We start from the raw sequence: 20,703 nt of genomic DNA, 5'->3' as shown, positions 1-20,703 counted from the left end.
CCAACAACTTGGGGGGGCGCGCGACCCCCCGGGCGTTGTGGCGCGTGCGGGTTGGCGGGCTCATGCCCCGCGGGGGGTTTGTTTGGGGGGGGGGGGGGGGGGGCCCCCCCCCCCCCCCCCACCGCGGTGTGACCGAGGTCAGCCCTCGAACCGCCACTGTTGCTGTGGCTGGGAGCCGCCGCCGCAGTCCCAGATCTGCAACGCGGTGCCGTTCCAGGTCCCGCGCTCGACAGCGTCCAGACACTTGCCCGACTGGGGGTTGCGCAGGTTGCCGTTGGCGTCCCGGACCCAGCGCTGCGCGCCGTTGTTGGGCGAACACGACCACAGCTGCACCCGCGTGCCGTTGGCGGTGCCGCCGCCCTGCACATCCAGGCACTTGCCGGAGGCCGGGTTCACCAGCGCCTCGCTCTGCGGCTTCCACCGCTGGTTGGTGTCACCCGAGCAGTCCCACAGCTGCAACTTGGCGCCTCCCCGGTGCCCCAGTTCTCCACGTCCACACAGCGGTTGCTGCCCGAGTTGACGACCTTCTGGGCGTCGCCCCCGCCCCCGCCCCCGCCGCCGCCGTTGGTGGTGAAGGCGAAACGGTTCACCGCCAGGCCCGTGCCGCCGACCCACGGCTCGAACCCGGCCTGGACGCTGGTCATGTACCAGCCCCAGTTGATCTGGCCGCGGTTGGCCGCGTCGTGGGTGAACGCTTTGATGCTGATGTTGTCCAGGAGATTGGCCGGTTGCTGCCGGACGTAGGAGATCACGTTCCAGCCGATGTTGCCGATCCATACGTCCCAGTTCGCGCCCTCGATCCAGGCGGTGCCCACCTTGGACCCGATCGGCTGCGGGCGGCCCCGGTGGTTGGCCCAGATCATCAGCTCGGCGCCGTAGTTCTGTCCGCTCGGATTGGGGTTGGCGTCGAACCAGAGGTCGAAGGAGGCGTTCCACTCGCCCGAGTCCGGGGTGCTGATGTCGTAGGTCGCGCGCGGGTCGCCGAAGTCGCTCACCTTCAGCGGAAGGCCGCTGTTGGCCGAGCAGTTGCCGTAGTGGCAGCCCTTGTACACCGACGGGTATCCGGCCGGGACGCCGTTGGTCGGGTTGTTGTGGTCGGCCCGGGTGATCCGGAAGCCCGTGCCGTCCGCGCTGATGCACTGGGTCGTGTCCGCGCCCCATCGGTTGTTCTGCACGATGATCTCGCCACCGGCGAGTTTGGCGGTCCCGACCCGGTCGCAGATCTCCACGGCGGCCTGCGCCGGCGACCCGAGAGCCGTCATGCCACCCAACATGAGCAGGGCGCCCATTAACGCCCGTATGACCTTGTTCCGCTTTCGCATGGGGGTTCTTTCCCTAGAATCGGGGACGGAGGATGGGAGCGCTCCCGGGGGTGGAATCTAAAGGCTCCGTTTGGCGTGGACAAGCAGCTCAACGTCTTTCGTGATACCCGCTCGTGGCCCGAAAAGTTTCGAGTCGGAGAGAGGAATCTCGGTGTCCACAAGGGCGACGCAGTGCGGCGGCCGGGCGGCGGCCGTGGTCGATCTGGTGACCGGAGAGTTGGACAGCTTGTGGGTGACGGAACTGCTCGCCGGAATCGAACGAGTCGCGCATGAGCGGGGCTTGGGCGTGGCGTTCAACCTGGTGCACGGCAGGGCCACACCGGGCATGGACTGGCTGGATTCGCTGGCCGAACGCGGAACCGCAGGCATCATCGCCGCGCGCACCGACTTGAACGCCTACCAGCGCCGCGAACTCGCCCGGCGCGGTATCCCGGCCGTCCTCGTCGACTCAGCCGATCACACGGACGACGCACTGCCCTCCGTCACAGCGACCAGTCGGCACGGTGCGCTCACTGCCGTGCAGCACCTCGCGGTACTCGGTCATCGGCGGATCGCGGTGATCGGCGGCCCGTCCGGGTCGGACCTCGCCGGCAGCCTTGTCGCGGGCTACCGCGAAGCACTGACGGTCGCCGGGATCCCGTTCGACCCGACCATCGTCCGGGCCAGCGGCTTTCGCCAGGAGGAAGGCCACCGACACGCCTGGTCGCTGCTAAGGGGGCGAACACCGCCGACCGCCATCCTCACTGGCAGCACCATGCAGGCCCTGGGTGTCTGCAAGGCGGCACGGGAATCGGGAGTACGCGTGCCGGACGGGCTCAGCGTCGTCGGTTTCGACGACTTGACCGACGCGTCATGGATCTCGCCCTCGCTCACCACGGTCCGTCGGCCGTTGCGGGACATGGGAGCGGTGGCGATGCGCATGGTCACCACCTTGATGGACGGAGGCGACCTCACTGTCACCCGCGCGAGACTCGCCACGTACCTGGTCGTCCGCCACAGCACCGCCCCACCACGCATACCGACCAGGTGACGGTCGCCGGGAGCGCAACGACTGCCGAATGCCGCTCTCTGGACTGGATGAGGCGGGACCCAACTTCCCAGCCTGGGTACTGCGCGCTCTCCCGGTCGAGCGGCCCCGTCAGTCCTTCGGCTTCGTCGCCGCCTTGGCGCACAGGTACGGACGCGCGAGCAGCAGGCCGGTGCCGGTCATGGCGATGCCGATGTAGACCGGCGCGAGGTGGATGAAGTCCGTGTAGTGGATTGCGCCATGCACCACGACGGCCGGCAGGAAGCCGGAGGCCGCCGCCGTCGCCAGGGTCCAGAACACCCAGGCCTCACCCCGCCGCCAGCCCCACGCGCTGAGCAGGGTTATCGCCACCGCGGCGGCCATCAGTGCGCCGCCGAAGCCCGCGCGGTCGTGGGCGACGAAGGGCACGAGCCGGGGATTCACGGCTTCCAGCGTCTGCGTGCTGGTGCCCAGGAAGGTCAGGTCGGTCGGCACGAAGACACCGGTCAGACCGACCGCCGAGATCACGGCTCCGCCGATGAACAGTCCAGCTCCCGTAAGGATCACCAGCAGTTGGCCGACCAGAGCGCGCCGGCGCTCCGGCTCCGGCCCCTCAGGCGCCAGGCGCCACCGCGGGGCGTGCGGGGTGCGGCGGACCGCGGCCACGAACATCGGGAACAGCACGAGGGCGGTGGCCGTGTGCAGGGGTTCCACGAAGCCGGTGGCCAGGAAGTAGAACAAGGTGGGGAAGCCGATTGCCCCGGAGAGCAGGTACACCTCGCGGGCCCAGGGCCAGCCGCGTCTGATCCCGCCCACGGCGAGGCCGGTGTAGAGGGTGCCGATGGCTACCATCGTGCCGGCCATGGTGATCCGGTCGTGCTGGAGGAAGTGCACGAGGTGGTGGTTGGCGGCATGCAGTTGGTGCAGCGTCATGCCGAGGTAGTCGCGGTCGTACCAGAGCAGCACCGGTCCGAGCGTGATCGCCGCGGCGCCGAGTCCGGCGCCGGTCATACCGAGTCCGACGAGCAGTGCCCACCACCAGGCGGGCCAGCGGCGGGGATTGCGGCCGACGTCCCGTAGCGCCGGAGCGGGCGCGGTGGGCGTGGCTGCCTCGGTGACCCGTGCGAACCAGCCGGGTCCGGCCGCGACGAGCACCTCGGGCCTGGAGAGCACGACGGCGCCCGGCTCCCCGAGCGTGGCGGCCGCGGCGGCGACCGACGGGTCGGACACATGGAACAGGTGTGGGTCGTCGCTGTTGGTGAAGCCGTCGACATGGGGCTTGAGGGCGGCCTCGGTCTCCGGGTCGCAGGCGCGGACAACGAGCGGGATCGAGCGGCCGGCAGCGGCCTCGCGTACGGACTCCGCGTCGGCCGCCGAGACGGGCGACACCTCGACGACACCGGCCCCGAGCGGCGGCATCGCGCGTACCGCCTCGCGGGCGAGCGAGGGCGGGACGGATATGCCGAGGCGGACGGTCACGGGCACGCCGGCGATCTCGCCGGCGAGCCGCTCCGGCGGATGGCGGTGGCCGAACCCGCGGGCGATCAGCCGTGCGCCGGTGGGACGGGAGCCGATCGAGGCCAGCAGCCGCAGTGCGGTGCGCTGTGAACGGCGCCGGCCGAGGACGGCAGCGGCCGCGCCGCGCAGCGGGTGATACGTCCAGTCCGGCATCAGCGAGCCTCGCCCTTGGCCGCGGTCACCGGGTCGCCGGGCGCGGTCCAGCCGAGCACCGGCGTCATGGAACGCAGCGTGGCCCGCATCGGCGTCAGCCGGGCGGCCGTGTCGCGCAGCAGCACCGCGGGCGGCCACGCGAGCTGGCCGACCGCGCCGAGCCGGGCGGAGCGGCGCGTGATGGCCTGGGTTCTCGGGCGGCGCAGCAGGTCGTACGAGCGGAGCGCGGCTGCCATGTCCGGGGTGGCGTCGAGGCAGTGGGCGAGGGTGACCGCGTCCTCCAGTGCCTGGCACGCGCCCTGGCCCAGATTGGGGGTCATGGCATGGGCCGCGTCGCCCAGCAGCGCGACCCGGCCGCTTATGTAGGAGGGGAGCGGCGGCAGGTCGTACAGGTCGTGTCGAAGCACCGCGTCTGCGGGGACGGCGGCCAGCAGGGCGGGGATCGGATCCGGCCAGGACCCGAACCGGCGCAGCAGTTCGGCGTACTCGGACGGGCCGGAGGCCGTTCCTGCCGGCAGCGACGCGGTCGCGAAGCAGTACATCCGCCCGCCCGGCAGCGCTGTGTAGCCGAACCTCGCCCCGCGGCCCCAGGTCGCGGCACCCTCTGAGGGCGGCTCGGTGAGGGGCTCGGTGACCGCGCGCCAGGCGGTGTATCCGGCGTACCGTGGGCCGCCCGCGTCGGGCCACAGGGCACGGCGGACCGCGCTGCGCAGCCCGTCGGCGCCGACCACCAGGTCGGGCCGGGACTCGCCCCAACGGTGATCGACGACGAGGCCGTCGCCGTCGTCGCGGACCGCGGAGACCTCGCTGCCCGGCCGCAGGCTGCCGGCGGGCAGCGCCTCGGTGAGCGCCCGCAACAGGTCCGCGCGGTGCAGGACCACCAGGGGATGGCCGAAGCGGCGCGCCAGCTCGGCGTTGTCCGTGCGGGACAGCCAGCGGCCCCGGTGGTCGCGTACGCCGCCCGTGGCGTCGACGGCGCCGAGTGCGCGCACGGCGCCGGCCAGGCCGAGCGCCTCGAGCGCGTGCAGCGCGTTCGGCCACAGGGAGATGCCGGCGCCGATCTCGGTGAACTCCGGGGCCCGTTCCAGCACTTCGACGCGCCAGCCCCGGCGGTGCAGGGCGATGGCTGCCGCGAGGCCGCCGATCCCGCCGCCGACGATGGTGGCGGCGCGCTGCGGCATGTGTCCTCGCTCTGGGTTCGGGGGCGCCGCTCGATGGCGGCATTGGGACGCCGCCCGGTCGAGTGGCCGTCGATCCGGTTCCGCTCCCGTCGAGCGGCATGCGACGCGGCGCCGGTCCGGCTGAAGGGCGCCCCATAGCAACATGTCGACACACGCCTGTCAACGTGCCGACGGATCGTCCGGTCAGGAGGCGTACGACGGTGACCACGTCGGGCTGCTCCGTGGAACTCCGCAATGCCGGGTGCTGCTGACCCGTGAGGGCAGCACCACCCGGCAGTACCGAGAACGAGCCGGCTCGCGCCGTCAACGTACGCCCGACGCAAGGCTCTTCGCGGTGAGGGCCCGCAGCTGGGTCACTCGACGATCACGGGGCGGGGCCGCTCCGCGCCGGGGCTGACGAAGAAGGAGCCCGGGCCCGCGTCCTCGTGGAATGTCGAGAAGAGATGCGCGAAGTTCTCGTCGTTCTTCATGTAGTGCTCCGCCAGCTTGTTGACCATGGCAGGTGTCGCTCCGTTCAGCCTGATGCTCGGCGACCAGGTGAGCAGGAAGATGCCCGCCTCGGTGTAGCCCCGCTCGTGCCAGGCCTCCCACAGTGCGTCACGTGCCGCTTCCTGGCCGGTGAAGTACTCGACCGCGCGTACGCGCGGACCCGCGGGTGGAGCGGCGGCGGGGACCGGCTCCGCGCGTAGGACGATGCGGCGGCCGGCCACGTACGCGAGGGGCAGGCCCTTGTTGATGCAGAAGGTCAGCGCCTCCGCCGCGGTGTTCACCACCGGCTCGGCCTTGTCGTTCAGCGAGGTGTTGCACACGATCGGCACGCCGGTCTCCCGGTGGAACGCGCTGATCGCGCGGTAGAGCAGCGGATTGACCGAGGCGTCCAGAGTCTGGTGGCGTGCGCTGCCGTCCAGGTGCAGGATCGCCGGAACCCGGTCGGCGACCTCCGGTCGTACCTGCATCGCTTCGAGCATGTACGGGGACGGGCGGCCCTGCGCGAACCAGTCACCGGCGTGCTCGGCCAGCACGATCGGCGCGACCGGGCGCCACCACTGGCGCTGCTTGTAGTCGTTGAGGAGGTCCTTCACTTTCGCCGAGCGCGGATCGCCCAGCAGGCTGCGGTGACCGAGTGCGCGCGGCCCGATCTCCGCCGCTCCGTCGACCCAGGCCAGCACGCCGCCGGAGATGTCCGCCACGAACTGGTCGTCGTCGAAGTCGGACACCTCCGCGATCCACGGAGCGAATTCCTCGAGGGCCTCGTCCAGATCGTGGATCTCGCAACCGTAGTACGCCGACTCCACCCGCAGATCGGCCGAGTCGAATGCGCCGGTGTTGTAGAGCCCGAGCATGCCGAGGCCGAGCGCCTGACCGGAGTCGTTGGCGCATGGCGGGGTGAGCAGTCCGCGGAAGCCGAAGCGGTCGAGCAGCAGTGTGTTCGTCGGGCAGTTCAAAGCGAAGCCGCCGCTGGTCGACAGATAGGCGTCCTCGGTACGGACGTCGCCGAGGGCCACCAGGCGTTCGACGTTGCGGACCGCGATCAGGTCGCAGGCGTGCTGAACGTGCTTCATCACCGCGCTGCGGAGGTTCTCCTCCGGACTGAAGCCGCTGTCGAGCGGACCGTGGGCGAGCTGTTCCTCCGCCTCCTTGATCAGCGCTTCGACCAGCGCGAACGATGCCGCCCAGGGTGTGGTGCGGCCGCCGAACAGTTGCAGCTCGGCGACGGCCGCCTCGATGTCGAAGCGGATGGTCGTGCGGCAGGCCGAGGCCAGAGCCATCAGGGAGCCCGGCTCCAGCCGGAAGAGTGTGGAGGAGGCGTTGTACAGCGGTGCGGGAGATTCGATGGGCGCGAACTGGAGGCTGCCCTGTGCGGAATGGCAGCCTGCGTACCAGAATTCCGGGCTGCTCGTGTCGAGTACCGCGTCCGGCGCGGAATCCATCGCCATTCCGATGATGGTCTCGTTCTTGAACAGCTCGGTGTCGAGCATGAGGCCGCTGAAAAGATGGGCCAGGCTGTGCACCGGGAATTTCTCGGCGCCTTTCGGTATGTCCAGAGGCGCACTGTTCGGCAGGCTCGGAGTGCCCCATACACGGCTGATGTCGTTGAGGGTGAGGCCCTCCTGCGCCAGCAGGCCGTTGAGGAATGCGTCGGCGCGCTCGGGGGTGTAGAGCGGCCAGGCGTGATGCTTCTGGCCGCTGATCCGCTCGATCTCCCACAGGCGGACGAGCTCGACGCGGCGGCCGGAGTGCCGCCACAGTGCGACGCCCTGGTCGTGGCGGGGCGCGAGCACCGCGAGGTCTCCGGGCGGGCTCATGTAGCACGAGAGCGAGTAGGCGACGCCGCGTCCGTCCACCATGGTTGTCTCCTTGTCAGGTCGGCCGTCCGAACTGTTCCGGCGTAAGTGAATCTAGAGAATCCCTCTGCGGTGGTCGTCAGAGAATTCAACAGCGCGACCTCAGCGGAATGTTGATGGCCACTCGTGCTGCGTTCACCGGGGTGTCCACCGTTGTGCTGATGACGCTCAATTCGCCGTCTGACCATACTCGTCGCCAGGAGCGATCAAGCGCCTCGAAAGAACACGGTGAGGCACCGAAACGAAACGGTTGGCACCCACATGGTTCTCTACAGCGAGACGAAAAGTGAGGCGGACACCGGCGGCGCGGCACCGCGGTCGGCAGGCCCGGCCACCGGGGCCGTGTCCGTGCACGGCGTCTTCGAACAGCGCGTTCAGGAGACGCCCGGCTCCGTCGCCGTCACCTCCGACGGCCAGTCGCTCACCTTCCGCGAACTGGACCTGCTGGCGAACCGGCTCGCCCACCGTCTGGCCGGCCTAGGCGTCGGACCGGAGTCCTGCGTCGGAATCTGCGCGGAGCCGTCACCCGCCCTCGTCGTCGCGATCCTCGGCGTCCTCAAGGCCGGTGCCGCCTACGTACCTCTGGACCCGCACTACCCCCAGGAGCGGCTCACCTATCTGCTCCAGGACTCCGGCGCCGACGCGCTGATCACGCAGAGCGGCCTCGGTGACCGTCTGGACCATCTGGCGGCCCCGGTGGTGACGCTCGACCCGCGGTGGCAGGACCTGGCGGATCTGCCCGACCGCCGGCCGGACGTCGACGTGCCGGCCGACGGCGCCGCCTGCATGATCTACACCTCCGGCTCGACCGGCTCGCCCAAGGGCGTCATCGTCACGCACCGCGGACTGACCAACCTCGCCTCGGCCGCCGCCGACGAGTTCGGCATCCGGGCCGGCGACCGCTTCCTCCAGCTCGCCTCCATCGGCTTCTCCGCCGTCCTGGAGGAGATCTTCCCGCCTCTCCTGCGCGGCGCCACCGTGGTGCTCGCCGGTTACCGGCGCGCGCTGCCGAGCGTCCAGCACTTCCTGGACCTGCTGGAGCGGGAGCAGGTCAACGGCTTCGAGATCACGACCTCGTACTGGCACCAGCTCGTCGACGAACTCGCCGTGACCCAGGAGCGCCTGCCGTCCTCGGTTCGCTTTGTCGTGATGGGCGGGGACCGGAGCCGGCCGGATGCCGTGCTGGCCTGGCGCCGCAGCGGCGTGCCCCTCATCCATGTGTACGGTCCGACCGAGGCCACCGCGACGGCCAGCTACCACCACAGCGAGAAGGAGAGCCCGGACGAGCTCGGGCTGCTGCCGATCGGCCGCGCCATCGCGGGTACGCAGATCCACCTGCTCGACCCGCAGATGCGGCTGGTGCCGCCGGGCGAGGTGGGGGAGATCTTCGTCGGCGGTGCCGCGCTGGCCCGCGGTTACCACGGTGCCCGGGCCATGACCGCGCAGCGCTTCGTGCCCGATCCGTTCGGCGGCGCGGATGGCCGGCTCTACCGCACCGGCGACCTGGGCCGTGAACTGCCCGACGGCACCCTGGAGTTCCTCGGCCGCATCGACAACCAGATCAAGATCCGCGGCTTTCGCATCGAACCGGCCGAGGTCGAGGCCGCGTTGCAACGTCACTCCGCTGTCGGACAGGCACTCGTCATGCTCTCCGCCGACCGCTCGGACGACAAGCACCTGGTGGCGTACGTGCGCCGCGTCGGTGAGGCGCGGCCCGAGGCGGAAGAACTGCGCGGACACCTGCAGGCGATCCTGCCTGCGCACATGATCCCGGCGCGCTTCCTCGTTCTCGACGAGATTCCGCTCACCGCCCACGGAAAGGTCGACTACACGGCGCTGGAGAGACTCGCCGCCGCGACCACACCCTCCGCCGGCGGGCTGGTGGCGCCGAAGCCGGGAATCGAGGCCGAACTGGCCGCGATCTGGGCCGCCGTGCTCAAGCGGGACACCGTCGGCGCGACGGACGAATTCCTCGCCATGGGCGGCAACTCTCTCCAGGCTGCCCGGATCGTCGCCGAGGCGCGCCGCCGCTTCGGCGTCGGGATCGTGCTCAATGATCTCCTGGACGAGCGCACGGTGTCCGCGCTGGCGGCGAAGATCGACCGACTGCGGTCGGAGGGACCATCACCCGTGCCGCCGCCGGCCGAAGAGGAAGAGCGCAAGCGGTGGATCGACAAGCGGCGGCTCATCGAGCGGGCGCTGGCCGAACGCTCCGGCGAGCCGCGCACAAGCGTCATCTCCATGTCGCAGCAGAACCTGTGGATCCTCAGCAGGGCGGCACCGGAGATACCGCTGTACAACGAGTCGTGGCAATGCCGCCTGCGCGGCGAGCTGGACCGCGGCGCCTTCGATGACGCGCTCGCACGGATCGCCGGCCGCCACGAGACCGTACGGACCCGGTTCGGCATGCTCGATGGGAAGGCCGTACAGATCGTGGGAGAGGCGGGCACGCCGATCCCGTTGACGCATCACGACCTGACCGGACTTCCGGCCGCGGAGCGCGAACCGGCGGCTCGGGCCCTGCGCGACGACATCATCGGGGTTCCGCTGGACCCGCGCCAACCGCCGCTGCTCAGCGTGCACCTCTTTCAGCTCGCCGACGACGAGCACCTGCTCCTGGTACACGTCCATCACCTGATCTTCGACGGGGTGTCGCTGGAGGTGTTCCTCGACGAACTCGCCGCCTTCTACCGGGCCCATCGCACCGGCAGCCCCGTGGACCTGCCCGAACTCGATTTCCAGTACGGGGACTTCGCCCTGTGGCAGCGCGAGAATCTGAAGGGCGACACGCTGGAGAGCCTGCTCGGCTACTGGCGCCCCCGCCTCGCGGACCCGCCCACCGCCGAGCTGCCGACCGACCGGCCGGTCCCGGCCGTCCAGGACCACGCGGGGGCCAAGGTGCTGCTGCCGCTGCCGGCCGGTCTGCGCGAGAAGGTCCTGGCGTTCGCACGGCAGGAGAACGCGACCCCGTACATGGTGCTGCTCACCGCGATGGTCGTGCAGCTTCACCGCCGGACGGGAGATCACGACCTGTGCGTCGGGACGCCTGCCGCCAACCGCCTCAGGTCCGGCATCGAACCGCTGATCGGCTGTTTCATCAACTCGCTTGCTCTGCGCATCACGCTGAGCCCCGGCATGACGTACCGCCAGGTGCTGGAGCAGGTGCGTTCCACCAGCCTCGGAGCCATGGAGCACCAGGCAATGCCCTTCGACAAACTCGTCCAGGAGCTGCGCCCGGAGCGTAGAGCCGGCCGCAGCCCCTACTTCCAGGTGTGGTTCGCCACGGAGGACGAGACAGCACTGCCGCGCGAGAGCGAGGGCCTGGCCTTCACCGACTTCCAGGGCATGACGACGGGCCTGTCGACCGGCATTTCGAAGATGGACGTCAGCTGGATCGTCATCGATCGCGGCACCGAACTCCTGCTCTCGCTGCCCTACCGCACCAGCCTTTTCGACGAGTCCACGATCCGCGACATGGCGGTCGAGTACCGCACGACACTGGAGGACATCGTGAGCCAGCCCGAAGCCAGCGCCGCCGCACCCGCCGAAACGGTCGGCCAGGCGGCGATTGTCGAGCATCTGCTGCGGCTGTGGCGCGATGCCTTCGGCCAGCAAGACATCGGCCCCGCCGACGACTTCTTCGAACTCGGCGGCTACTCGATGCTGGCGATGGAACTGGTCAACAGCATCCAGGAGGACTTCGGCATCGAGGTGTCGTTCACCGACTTCTTCGAAGCCTCCAGCGTGGACGGCGTGGCGGAGCTGATCGCCGCATCCGGCGCCGCAGGCCCGGGCACGGCCGCACAGCACGCCGCCACGGGCAAGAGCCTGGACGACATCCTCGCCGAAGCGCTCGCCGACTGACCCGCGCACTGCACTGCCGAGGTCTCACAACACCCCACCACACCCTGCCTTTCGGCGCACCCCGGTGCGCCCGTACCGATGCCATCGCTCAGTGGAAGGACGCCGATGATCAAGCTGGCTTCCCGGCCGACCGAGGAACAGGTCGCGACCGTGGAGAACGTGCTCGCCGCCCACCTGGTGCTGATCCACCGCCGGACCCTGCAGCAACACATCACCGTGTACTGCCGCCTGGCCGACGCGGACGAGGAGCGCGTCGGCGTGGTCTCCGTCGACTTCGATGACGACCTCACCGTCGAGGCCGTCGCCCGTCGGGCCGCCGCGCAACTGGGCGGGCTCGTGCCGGAGGACAGTGACGAGGCCGCCGAGGCCGCGGCCACCGCGGTCTCCGGCAGTTTCGAGGTGCTGCGCGACGGCGCCTCGGCCGACGCCGCGCTCAGTGGCCCCGTCGCCACCGTCGTGCTGGACGGCGACGCGCCGCACATCTCGGTGACAGCAGGTGCAGGCGGTCTCGTCGACGGGCCCGCGGCGTCCGTACTCGAAGCGGCACTGCGCGCGGCGACGGACGCCGTGGCCCACGATCCGGACACGGCCGTCGCACGGCTGCGCCTGGCCACCGTCGATGAGAGCGCCCACTGGCTGCGTCTTGGCCACAGCGACCGCCGGCCGCCGGCCGCGCGCTGCATCCAGGAGCTGATCTCCGAGCGGGCCGCTCTCACCCCTGACGCGCCGGCCGTCACCAGCGGCACCGAAGTGCTGACGTACCGTCAACTCAATGAGAATGCCGGGCGGCTGGCCCAGAAGCTGCGCGAGAGCGGCATCGCCGGGGACAGCGTGGTCGCCGTCCTGCTGTCCCGCTCGCCGCAGCTGGTGGTGACGCTCCTCGCGATCCTCAAGGCAGGCGGTGCCTATCTGGCGCTCGACCCGGAGGACCCGAGGCGGCGCCACGAACAGGTCCTGCGCGACTCCGGTGCCGCGCTGCTCGTCACCACCCGGGGCACGGCCGACGGCGCGGTGTACGGGCTGCCGACACTCGACCCCGCCGACCTGCCCACGAGCGGCACCGCGCCCGCCGAGACCGAGACCGACGCGCACGCCTCGAACCCCGACGCACTCGCGTACATCAGCTACACCTCCGGCTCCACCGGCGAACCGCGCGGCGTCGGCGTCCCGCACCGTGCGGTCGCCCGCCTGGTGAGCGACCCGGACTGGATCGACGTCAGCGCCGACGATGTCTTCCTGCAGCTGGCACCGGTCGCCTTCGACGCCTCGACGTGGGAGATCTGGGCACCGCTCGTGCACGGTGCGCGCCTGGCGGTCGCACCTCCCGGCGTAGTGGAAGTCGACCTCCTCGCCGAGACCCTCACCTCCGAGCGGGTCACCGTGGTGTGGCTGACGGCCGGGCTCTTCCACCAGATGGCCGCCCTGCACCTGGACGCCTTCGCCGGACTGCGCCACGTGGTGGCCGGCGGCGACGTCATCTCGCCGAGCCACCTGTCGCGGCTGCTCTCCGGCCACCCCCACCTGACGTTCACCAACGGCTACGGACCGACCGAGAACACGACCTTCACCGCCTGCTGGACCACCACCACGGCACCCACCGGCGACACCGTGCCCATCGGCCGCCCGATCTCCGGCACCCACGTGGCCGTACTCGACGCGGACCTGCGGCCCGTGCCGCCCGGTGTGTGCGGAGATCTGTACGCGGCGGGCGACGGGCTCGCCCGCGGCTACGCCAACAGGCCCGCCGCCACCGCACAGAGCTTCGTCCCCGACGTGATCTCCGGCATCCCCGGCGCCCGCATGTACCGCACCGGCGACCTGGCGCGCTGGACACCGCAGGGCACCCTGGAATTCCTCGGCCGCGCCGACCAGCAGCTCAAGGTCCAGGGTTTCCGCGTCGAACCCGGCTCCATCGAGGCCGAACTGACCCGGATGGAGGAGGTGCGCGAGGCGGTCGTCATCGGACAGCCGGACGACGCCGGAGGAAAGCGGCTGCTCGCCTATGTCGTCCTGAACGAGGCCGCCGCGAAGGGGACCGAAGACACCGAGGGCATCGGCGCGCGGCTGCGCGAGAAGCTGCGCGCCACCCTGCCGACCGCGATGGTGCCGTGGGCCGTCCTCATCCGCACGGAACTGCCCCTGAACAAGAACGGCAAGGTCGACCGCCGTGCGCTGCCGGCCGCGACCCGGGTGCCGCGCAACGTGTGGAACGACTTCGTCGCGCCGCGCACCGAGGTCCAGCGGCGGCTCGCGGATCTGTGGGGCGATGTGCTGGGCGTGGAACCCATCGGCATCGAGGACGACTTCTTCGACCTCGGCGGCCACTCCCTGCTCGTGGCAGAGCTGCTCGGCACCCTCAAGGACACCTTCGCCGTAGACGTGCCGGCACGTGTGCTCTACCTCCAGCCGACCATTACCGACCTCGCTGACGAGATAGGCGGCTGAACCATGACCGCAGTAACCACCGCCCACGAAAGCGGCGCAGCCGCGACCATGACGATGCCCCCGTCCCGCTGCCCGATGCGCAACGCGACCTTCGACCTCACCGACCCGACGCTGCACAGCGAAGGCGACCCGCACGCCGTCTGGCGGGCCATGCGCCAGCACGACCCGGTCAGCCGCCAGTTCACGCCGGCGGGCAAGCCCTTCTGGTCCGTGACCAAGTACGACGACGCGCAGATCGTGCTGCGCGACCACACGCTGTTCACCTCCGAGCGCGGCACACTCCTCAACATCCTTGGCACCGACGACCCGGCGGGCGGCAAGCAGATGGCCGTCACCGACCCGCCGAGCCACGCGAGGATGCGCGAACCACTGCAACGCGCCCTGTCGATCAAGGCAGTCGAGGTACACCGCGAGACCATCCGCGCGATGGTCGTCAAGCTCATCGAGCCGATGGCCGACGGCGTCTTCGACTTCGCGGAGGCCATGACCGCCATGCCGATGGCGGTGACCGGCACACTCATGGGCCTGCCGAGCGAGGACTGGGCCCAGCTCACCCGGCTCACCACGGCCGCCATCGCGCCGGACGACCCGGAGTTCATGCTCGCCGACAGCGTCGAGGCCACGCTCGCCACCGCGCACCGCGAACTGTTCGCCTACTTCCAGGACGCCGTGCACGCCCGGCAGAAGGCCCCGGGCGACGACCTGATCAGCTTCCTGATGTCGATCGACCTCGACGGCCGGAAGATGTCGCTCGGCGAAATCATGTCCAACTGCTACAGCCTGCTGCTCGGCGCGAACGTCACAACACCTCATGTCGCCAGCGCCGCCATGGCCACCCAGACCCGCACCGGAGTCTTCGAGGACTGGGCCGCCCACCCCGACCTGGCGGTGCGCGGCACCGAGGAGGCGCTGCGCTGGGCGTCGCCGGCCAGCCACTTCATGCGCTATGCCGTGCAGGACGTGGAACTGCGCGGCAAGCAGATCGCCGCCGGTGACGCGGTGGTGGTCTGGCTCGGCTCGGCCAACCGCGACGAGGACGTCTTCGCCGAGCCGTACACCTTCGACATCCGGCGCCGGCCCAACCGGCACGTCGCCTTCGGCGTCGGCTCGCACTTCTGCGTGGGCCACACCGTCGCGAAGGTCACGCTGCGGCTGCTGTTCACCGAAATGCTCAGCCGCTACTGCGACTTCGAGGTGGTGGGCAAGCCGCAGCTGCTGCGGTCGAACTTCGTGGCGGGACACAGCCATCTGCCGATCACCGCACGGCTGCGGACCGAGCGCGGACCTGTCGGTTACTGACCCAACGAGGAGACCAGGACGATGCCCACCTCTGCACGCATGCGCAACAAATGGTTCCTGCGGGAGCCCAGTCCGGACGCGAAGGCCCGCCTCTTCCTCATCCCGTACTCCGGCTGCGGCGCGAGCATGTACCGGCAGTGGCCCCAGTTCATCGGCGACGGCATCGAGATCTGCGCCGTGCAGCTGCCCGGTCGCGAGAACCGGCTGCGCGAGGAGCCGCACGCCACGTACGAGGCGATGGCCGACGACCTGGCCGACGCGCTCCAGCCGTATCTCGACCGCCCCTATGGGCTGTTCGGCCACTGCGGCTCCGCGCTCGGCGCCTATGAGACGGCCGTACGGATCGTGGAGCGCGGCTACACACCGCCGACCCGGTTGTTCGTCTCCTCGCAGCTCGCGCCGCAGGACGGGCCGGCGGGTCGGTTCCTCGGCCTGAGCGACGAGGAGCTGCTGGACGAACTGGGACGGCTGGTCGTGGAGCTCGGCGGAAAGCCCGTGCGCAGCCTGCTCGAACTGTCGCTGGGCGTACTGCGCGCGGACATCGAGGCCAACAAGCAGTACCACGTGGCCGATCCGACGTATCTGCCGTGCCCGCTCACCGCGATCGGCTGGCGCCAGGACGTCGAGTTGCTGCACACGCTGATGGGCGGCTGGCCGGTGTGCGGCGATACCACCTACGAACTGCTCGACGGAGAGCACTACACGTTCACCGGGGCTCCGGAGCGCCTGCTCGCGGTACTTTCCGCGGACCTGGTCGCCGGGTCGAGCGCCAACACGGCCGCGTGAGTGGGGGGCGCGCGATGAGTGGACTTGCGGGCCCGGCCCGCACCGCTCCGGCCGAGCGCTGGTTCCGGCAGGTTGGCCCCGACGGTGGCACAGCCCGGCTGCGACTGTTCTGCTTCCACTATGCGGGAGGCAGCCCGTCGATGTTCAGGACCTGGCCGCGGCTGATGCCGCCCGAGGTGAGCGTGGAGCCCATCCTGCTGCCCGGCCGCGACGCTCGGTTCCGCGAGGACCCGTACGACCGGATGGGGCCGCTGGTCGAGGGCGTCACCCAGGCCCTGAGCCGGCGGATCGACCGGCCCTACGCGTTTTTCGGCTACAGCATGGGCGCGCAGGTCGCGTTCCATGTGGCGCACGCCGTGCGCGAGGCGGGACTGCCGGATCCCACCGCGCTGTTCGTCGGAGCCAGCCCCGGACCGCGTCTGCAGCGCGAGGTACCGGCCTGGGACAAGCCCGACGATCATCTGGTCGCCTATCTGCGAGACCTCGGCGGCACACCCCAGCACGTGCTCGAAAGCCCGGACCTGCTCGCCCTCATGCTGCCGACTCTCAGAGCCGACCTCACCACCGTGGCGACCTGCCCGTACACGCCGAGGCCGCCGCTTTCAGCGCCGCTGCACGCGTTCGCGGGCCAGGACGATCCATCCGCATCGGCGGACCGGATGCGGGCCTGGCAAGAGGAGAGCGACGGTGACTTCCGGCTGAGCGTGCTGCCCGGAGGGCACCTGTTCATCAACGAGGAACTGCCCTCCGTGACCACGGAACTCACGCATGACCTGCAGGAACTCGGCGCGCTCTGAAGGCTGCCGGCCGGCTTCACGATGTGGATCCCGGCCGGCTTCCGCGATGCCGAGCCCGGCGGGCCGCCTCGCGATAAGCCCGAGGTGGCCGCACGATAGGGGCGTAATACGCGTCACTCATAGCGTCGTTCTCGCAAGGCAAGGACCCACCACTGAAGTCCGAGAACGGGAGACGTCGATGAACACCGCCCACATGGTTCGCGCCGGGATCGTCATGCTGGCCCTGCTGATCGCGCCGAGTGTCGCCACGGCCACCGCACACGCCCAGACCGCGGACCAAGCGATCGTCGCCGCCCCCAGTACCGCCACCGGCGGTGACGAGGACACACCCTGGGGCCCGTGACCGGAGCCCAGGTCGTCAGCCCCGTCTGAGGCTGACCAGCAACTCCTCCGTACGCCGCACCGCATCGGCCATCTCCCGCTCCTGGAAGGCCGAGCGCGCACGATCCAGCTGATGCGCCGCCTGCTCGGGGTCGTCGAGCTTCACCAGGACGGCCGCCAGATCCACCCGCACCTCCGCGGACCCACCGTGGTCCATCATCCGCTCACGGCACTGAAGTGCCTCGAGCAGCCGCCCGTACGCCGCATCATGACGGCCGAGCCTGGACTCCAGCAGGCCAAGACGGTGCACGATGCGCGACTCACCCGCCAGGTCCCGGCCGGCTTGCACACGCTCCAGCAGCTCCAGCAGGATCGACCGCGCCCCTTCGAGGTCACCCTGACGGATCAGCAGTTCGCTCAGGCGATAGCGCACCTGCACCTCGACCCGCGCGCCGCCGGCCTTACGGCACAGACCCAGAGCCTCGTGGAAGAGACGCGTCGCCGCCTCCTCGTCGCCGGCGTTCATCTGGATGTGACCGATCTGGCCGAGCACATGGGCCTGGCCGATCGGATCCGCCGCCTGCTGAAAATTCCGCAGCGCACTGCGGTAGAGCACTTCGGCCCGCTGGGCCTCGCCGCGGATGTGGTGGCGCAGCGCCAGATTCCGCTGCGCGAGCGCCATGCCGTGCACATCGTCCAGGTCCTCGAACGTGGCGAGGGCCGCCACCAGATGCTCTTCGGCCTGCTCCGTCCGCGACCGGCTCAAGTGGAGTGAACCGAGCGAGCACAGCAGCGCCGCCTCGCCGCGTCGCGCGCCGGCACTGCGTACCGCGGCGAGCGCCGTGAGGTGTGTGCGCTCCCAGTCGTCGAAGTAGCACTTGGCCTCGAACAGGGTCACCAAGGAGATCGCGAGGTCCCAGCACGACTCGGCCAGCTCGCTGCGCGCGGCGAGATCCACCGCCGCGCACAGGGCGGTGTGCTCCGCGTCCAGCCAGGCGAGCGGGTCGACGAGCAGTGCGTCCACAGTGCGCTGCGGCAGGGGCCACCGTGGCGCCTCGCCGTGCAGGATCGTGAAGTCGCCGCCGTAGAGTCTGCGATGCGCCTCCGAAGCCAGGCCGATCCAGCCGCCGACGACGCGCTCGACGGCCGAGCGGAGCGCGGCGGAGTCCTCCTCGCGGTTCAGCCGTTCGCGGGCGAACAACCGGACCAGGTCGTGGAACTGGTAGCGGGGACTGCCGTCGATGTCGATGCCCGAGATCTCCAGCAGCTGCGCGTCAACCAGTCTCTCCAGCAGGTCACCGGCTTCGTACAGATCGGTGTCGAGGAGTGCTGCCGCCGCCCAGGTCGGAAAGGGAAGGCCGTCCACGAGGCCGAGCAGCCGCAACAGGCGCTGGGCGTCGCGTCCCAGCCCGTCGTAGGCCATGGTGAGGCTGGCCCGGACCATCATCTCGCCGTGGGCCAGCTCGTCCAGCCGACGACGTTCGTCCGACAGCCGCTCCAGCATCCATGCCAGCGACCAGTGCGACCGTGCGGCCAGCCGTGCGGCCACGATCCGCAGCGCCAGCGGCAGCCCGCCGACCAGACGCACCAGGGCTTCGGCGGCCTCCGGTTCGGCGCCGACCCGCTGCTCGCCGACCACGTTCCTCAGCATGCCGACGGCCTGTTCCGTGTCGAACACGTCGACCTCGAGAACGTGCGCGCCGGCCACCCCGGTCAGCCGCGACCGGCTGGTCATGATCACCGCGCTGCTGCTGGAGCCGGGCAGCAGCGTCTGGATGTGTCTCTCGTCCGCGACGTCGTCGAGAACGACCAGCATCCGCTTGCGGGCGAGCAGTTGCCGGTACATCTCGGCGCGCTCGTCCAGCGCTTCCGGCACGGCTTCGCCGGGGATGCCGAGCGCGCGCAGAAATCGTCCCAGTACGTCCTCGGCGGTGGCCGGCACGGTGTGTGCGGCTCCGAGGTCGCGGAAGAGCTGGCCGTCGGGGAAGTGTGAGGCGAAGAGCTGGTGCGCCAGGTGCACGGCGAGCGTGCTCTTGCCGGCGCCCGGTTTGCCGGTGAGGACCACGACCCGGGTGGCCGTGTCGGTGTCCTGTTCGTCGCAGAGCAGCCGCCGTGCGTGGCCGATCAGATCCGCCCGGCCGGTGAAGTCGGCGATGTCCCGCGGAAGCTGGAAGGGGATCGGCAGCTCGGGCGCGGCGGGCTCGGCCGCGGCAGGCTCCGGCGGTGCGGGCTCCGCCTGGGGCGGGGGCGGCTCGGCGTGCAGCTCGGCCTCGCCGGACAGGATCGCCGACTCCAGGGCCTTGAGCTCGTCGCCGGGCTCGAGGCCCAGCTGCTCGATGAGCGTGGCGCGACCGGAGCGGTAGGTGTCCAGGGCCTCGGACTGACGGCCGGCGCGGTACAGCGCCAGCATCAGCTGTCCGCGCAGCCGCTCGCGCAAGGGATGCTCGCTGACCAGCGCTCCGAGTTCACCGATGAGACTGTGGTGGCGGCCCAGGCGTAAATCGATGTCGGCGCAGGTCTCCAGCGCCGACAGCCGTGCCTCTTCCAGCTGCGCGGCGGCCGGCTCCAGGAGGCGGCTGGTGGTCCCGCTGAGTGCGGGTCCGCGCCACAATGCAAGTGCGTCGCGCAGTACCTGTGACGCCTTGGTGTCCTCGCGCTGTGCGGCCGCGGCCGCGGAGGAGGCCACCGCCGCGGTGAACAGCGCGAGGTCGAGCTCACCCTCGGCGACCCGCAGCAGATAGCCCGGAGGCTGCGTCAGAATCGTTTCTGCCAGGCCGATGCGCTCGAAGCTGCCGCGCAGCTGGGAGACGCAGATCTGTATCTGGGTGCGTGCGGTGGACGGCGGTTCGTCGTCCCAGACGATGTCGATGAGCCGTTCCATCGCGACGACACGGTTCGCTTCCAGCAGCAGCGCGCTGAGAATGGTCTGCTGTCTGCCCGGCGGAATTCTCAGCGATTTGCCGCCGCTGCCGGACACTTCCAGCGACCCCAGAAGTCGATACGCCGGAGAGAACGGGTCACCCGCTGTCACGCCACATCAACTCTTTCCCCCGGTTCTGCGGCGGTCACTCTGTCGTCGGCCACTCGCAGGTCCACGGCAATGGCCAGGTCAACAGGACGACGGCGCCCGTCGGTGGGAGTCTACGCAGACGGTGTGACGCAGAAGAAGGTCTTTTGAGACAACAGCAGTCCACTGGGCGCCAGTTTGAAAAGGTCGCAGAACTCGGCATCCGCGTAGTGCCCGTGGAGCCCGTCACCGGTGTAGTGCCCGACGGCCACCACCGTAGGCCCGGTGCCCGACACCTCGGACACGGTGAATTTCATGCTCCGTCCCTGTAGCTGCTGCCTGCGCAGGGCCTCGACCTCCGTGCGGCCTCGCGCCGCGGGGCCGTCCGGCCGGTGCACGGTCATCTCGGCGTCCAGCAGCGACAGATATCCGTCGAGGTCCGGGGCGGCGAGATAGCAGTAGGCCAGCCGCACATGGTCGATGCCTGCGGCCGTGAGCCCGGCTACGGAGGACAGGGATCGGTGCATGCCGTTGTCTGTCATCGTTTTCCTTTCCTGAGAACGCTCAGGAAGTGTGGCAAGCACGGGTTTTGCGGGACTAACGGCTCACTATCGCCAGGAGGACCGGTGCGCCGATGCCGCCGCAATAGCAGAGGTGCG

The 20,703-nt window shown here is 70.2% G+C and carries 14 protein-coding genes; 7 read left to right on the top strand and 7 right to left on the bottom strand.

The window, feature by feature from the left end; all coding sequences use genetic code 11:
• Nucleotides 1-138: 138 nt before the first annotated feature.
• The gene (locus tag ACH4YL_RS36885) at nt 139-459 is read right to left on the bottom strand and encodes an RICIN domain-containing protein (RefSeq protein WP_398511901.1); all 321 of its coding nucleotides are present in this window, start codon (nt 457-459) and stop codon (nt 139-141) included.
• Nucleotides 393-1,262: a glycosyl hydrolase family 5 gene (locus ACH4YL_RS36880; protein ID WP_398511900.1), complete on the bottom strand. Its 870-nt coding sequence runs from the start codon at nt 1,260-1,262 to the stop codon at nt 393-395. The genes ACH4YL_RS36885 and ACH4YL_RS36880 overlap by 67 nt, the downstream gene beginning before the upstream one ends.
• Nucleotides 1,263-1,473: 211 nt before the next feature.
• Between ACH4YL_RS36880 and ACH4YL_RS36875 the strand changes: the two genes are divergently transcribed.
• Nucleotides 1,474-2,352: a substrate-binding domain-containing protein gene (locus tag ACH4YL_RS36875; RefSeq protein ID WP_398511899.1), complete on the top strand. Its 879-nt coding sequence runs from the start codon at nt 1,474-1,476 to the stop codon at nt 2,350-2,352.
• Nucleotides 2,353-2,460: 108 nt separating this feature from the next.
• On the opposite strand, the gene ACH4YL_RS36870 is transcribed toward ACH4YL_RS36875, so the two are convergent.
• From ACH4YL_RS36870 to ACH4YL_RS36860, 3 genes are all read right to left on the bottom strand, one after another.
• A complete protein-coding gene (locus ACH4YL_RS36870; RefSeq protein ID WP_398511898.1) occupies nt 2,461-3,999 on the bottom strand; it encodes a hypothetical protein in 1,539 nt (512 codons plus the stop codon).
• Entirely contained in the window at nt 3,999-5,180 is a 1,182-nt protein-coding gene (locus ACH4YL_RS36865; protein ID WP_398511897.1) for an FAD-dependent monooxygenase, read from the bottom strand. The genes ACH4YL_RS36870 and ACH4YL_RS36865 overlap by 1 nt, the downstream gene beginning before the upstream one ends.
• A gap of 353 nt (nt 5,181-5,533) precedes the next feature.
• On the bottom strand, nt 5,534-7,528 hold the full coding sequence (locus ACH4YL_RS36860; protein ID WP_398511896.1) for a carbamoyltransferase C-terminal domain-containing protein: 1,995 nt from the start codon (nt 7,526-7,528) through the stop codon (nt 5,534-5,536).
• 258 nt (nt 7,529-7,786) lie between these two features.
• Here ACH4YL_RS36860 and ACH4YL_RS36855 point away from each other — a divergent pair, with 258 nt between their 5' ends.
• The 6 genes from ACH4YL_RS36855 (at nt 7,787) to ACH4YL_RS36830 (ending at nt 17,059) form a co-directional block, all read left to right on the top strand.
• A complete protein-coding gene (locus ACH4YL_RS36855) occupies nt 7,787-11,389 on the top strand; it encodes an amino acid adenylation domain-containing protein (protein ID WP_398511895.1) in 3,603 nt (1,200 codons plus the stop codon).
• Between the two features lie 105 nt (nt 11,390-11,494).
• Nucleotides 11,495-13,834: an amino acid adenylation domain-containing protein gene (locus ACH4YL_RS36850; protein WP_398511894.1), complete on the top strand. Its 2,340-nt coding sequence runs from the start codon at nt 11,495-11,497 to the stop codon at nt 13,832-13,834.
• Between the two features lie 3 nt (nt 13,835-13,837).
• On the top strand, nt 13,838-15,133 hold the full coding sequence (locus tag ACH4YL_RS36845; protein WP_398511893.1) for a cytochrome P450: 1,296 nt from the start codon (nt 13,838-13,840) through the stop codon (nt 15,131-15,133).
• A 21-nt stretch (nt 15,134-15,154) separates the two neighbouring features.
• Nucleotides 15,155-15,919 (top strand): thioesterase II family protein, encoded by a 765-nt coding sequence (locus tag ACH4YL_RS36840; RefSeq protein WP_398511892.1) that lies wholly within the window; start codon nt 15,155-15,157, stop codon nt 15,917-15,919.
• 14 nt (nt 15,920-15,933) lie between these two features.
• A complete protein-coding gene (locus ACH4YL_RS36835; RefSeq protein WP_398511891.1) occupies nt 15,934-16,716 on the top strand; it encodes a thioesterase II family protein in 783 nt (260 codons plus the stop codon).
• Nucleotides 16,717-16,894: 178 nt separating this feature from the next.
• Nucleotides 16,895-17,059: a hypothetical protein gene (locus ACH4YL_RS36830; RefSeq protein ID WP_398511890.1), complete on the top strand. Its 165-nt coding sequence runs from the start codon at nt 16,895-16,897 to the stop codon at nt 17,057-17,059.
• Nucleotides 17,060-17,074: 15 nt separating this feature from the next.
• Here the strand turns inward: ACH4YL_RS36830 and ACH4YL_RS36825 are convergent, their stop codons facing one another.
• The gene (locus ACH4YL_RS36825; protein ID WP_398511889.1) at nt 17,075-20,068 is read right to left on the bottom strand and encodes an AfsR/SARP family transcriptional regulator; all 2,994 of its coding nucleotides are present in this window, start codon (nt 20,066-20,068) and stop codon (nt 17,075-17,077) included.
• Nucleotides 20,069-20,178: 110 nt separating this feature from the next.
• Complete coding sequence (locus ACH4YL_RS36820) at nt 20,179-20,586, bottom strand: nuclear transport factor 2 family protein (RefSeq protein WP_398511888.1); 408 nt, start codon at nt 20,584-20,586, stop codon at nt 20,179-20,181.
• Nucleotides 20,587-20,703 lie beyond the last annotated feature (117 nt).

Origin of the sequence: Streptomyces sp. NPDC020681 (assembly GCF_044334895.1) — a bacterium.
Lineage (GTDB): Bacteria > Actinomycetota > Actinomycetes > Streptomycetales > Streptomycetaceae > Streptomyces.
Note: the sequence above shows the minus strand (reverse complement) of the source record. Positions and strands in the feature narration are given on the sequence as shown.

Bases quoted from the DNA above. Each gene is read 5' to 3' on its own strand.
- ACH4YL_RS36820 (WP_398511888.1), bottom strand. From the start codon at position 20,586: ATGACAGACAACGGCATGCACCGATCCCTGTCCTCCGTAGCCGGGCTC.
- ACH4YL_RS36880 (WP_398511900.1), bottom strand. From the start codon at position 1,262: ATGACGGCTCTCGGGTCGCCGGCGCAGGCCGCCGTGGAGATCTGCGAC.
- ACH4YL_RS36845 (WP_398511893.1), top strand. From the start codon at position 13,838: ATGACCGCAGTAACCACCGCCCACGAAAGCGGCGCAGCCGCGACCATG.
- ACH4YL_RS36830 (WP_398511890.1), top strand. From the start codon at position 16,895: ATGAACACCGCCCACATGGTTCGCGCCGGGATCGTCATGCTGGCCCTG.
- ACH4YL_RS36850 (WP_398511894.1), top strand. From the start codon at position 11,495: ATGATCAAGCTGGCTTCCCGGCCGACCGAGGAACAGGTCGCGACCGTG.
- ACH4YL_RS36835 (WP_398511891.1), top strand. From the start codon at position 15,934: ATGAGTGGACTTGCGGGCCCGGCCCGCACCGCTCCGGCCGAGCGCTGG.
- ACH4YL_RS36855 (WP_398511895.1), top strand. From the start codon at position 7,787: ATGGTTCTCTACAGCGAGACGAAAAGTGAGGCGGACACCGGCGGCGCG.
- ACH4YL_RS36865 (WP_398511897.1), bottom strand. From the start codon at position 5,180: ATGCCGCAGCGCGCCGCCACCATCGTCGGCGGCGGGATCGGCGGCCTC.
- ACH4YL_RS36840 (WP_398511892.1), top strand. From the start codon at position 15,155: ATGCCCACCTCTGCACGCATGCGCAACAAATGGTTCCTGCGGGAGCCC.
- ACH4YL_RS36860 (WP_398511896.1), bottom strand. From the start codon at position 7,528: ATGGTGGACGGACGCGGCGTCGCCTACTCGCTCTCGTGCTACATGAGC.
- ACH4YL_RS36870 (WP_398511898.1), bottom strand. From the start codon at position 3,999: ATGCCGGACTGGACGTATCACCCGCTGCGCGGCGCGGCCGCTGCCGTC.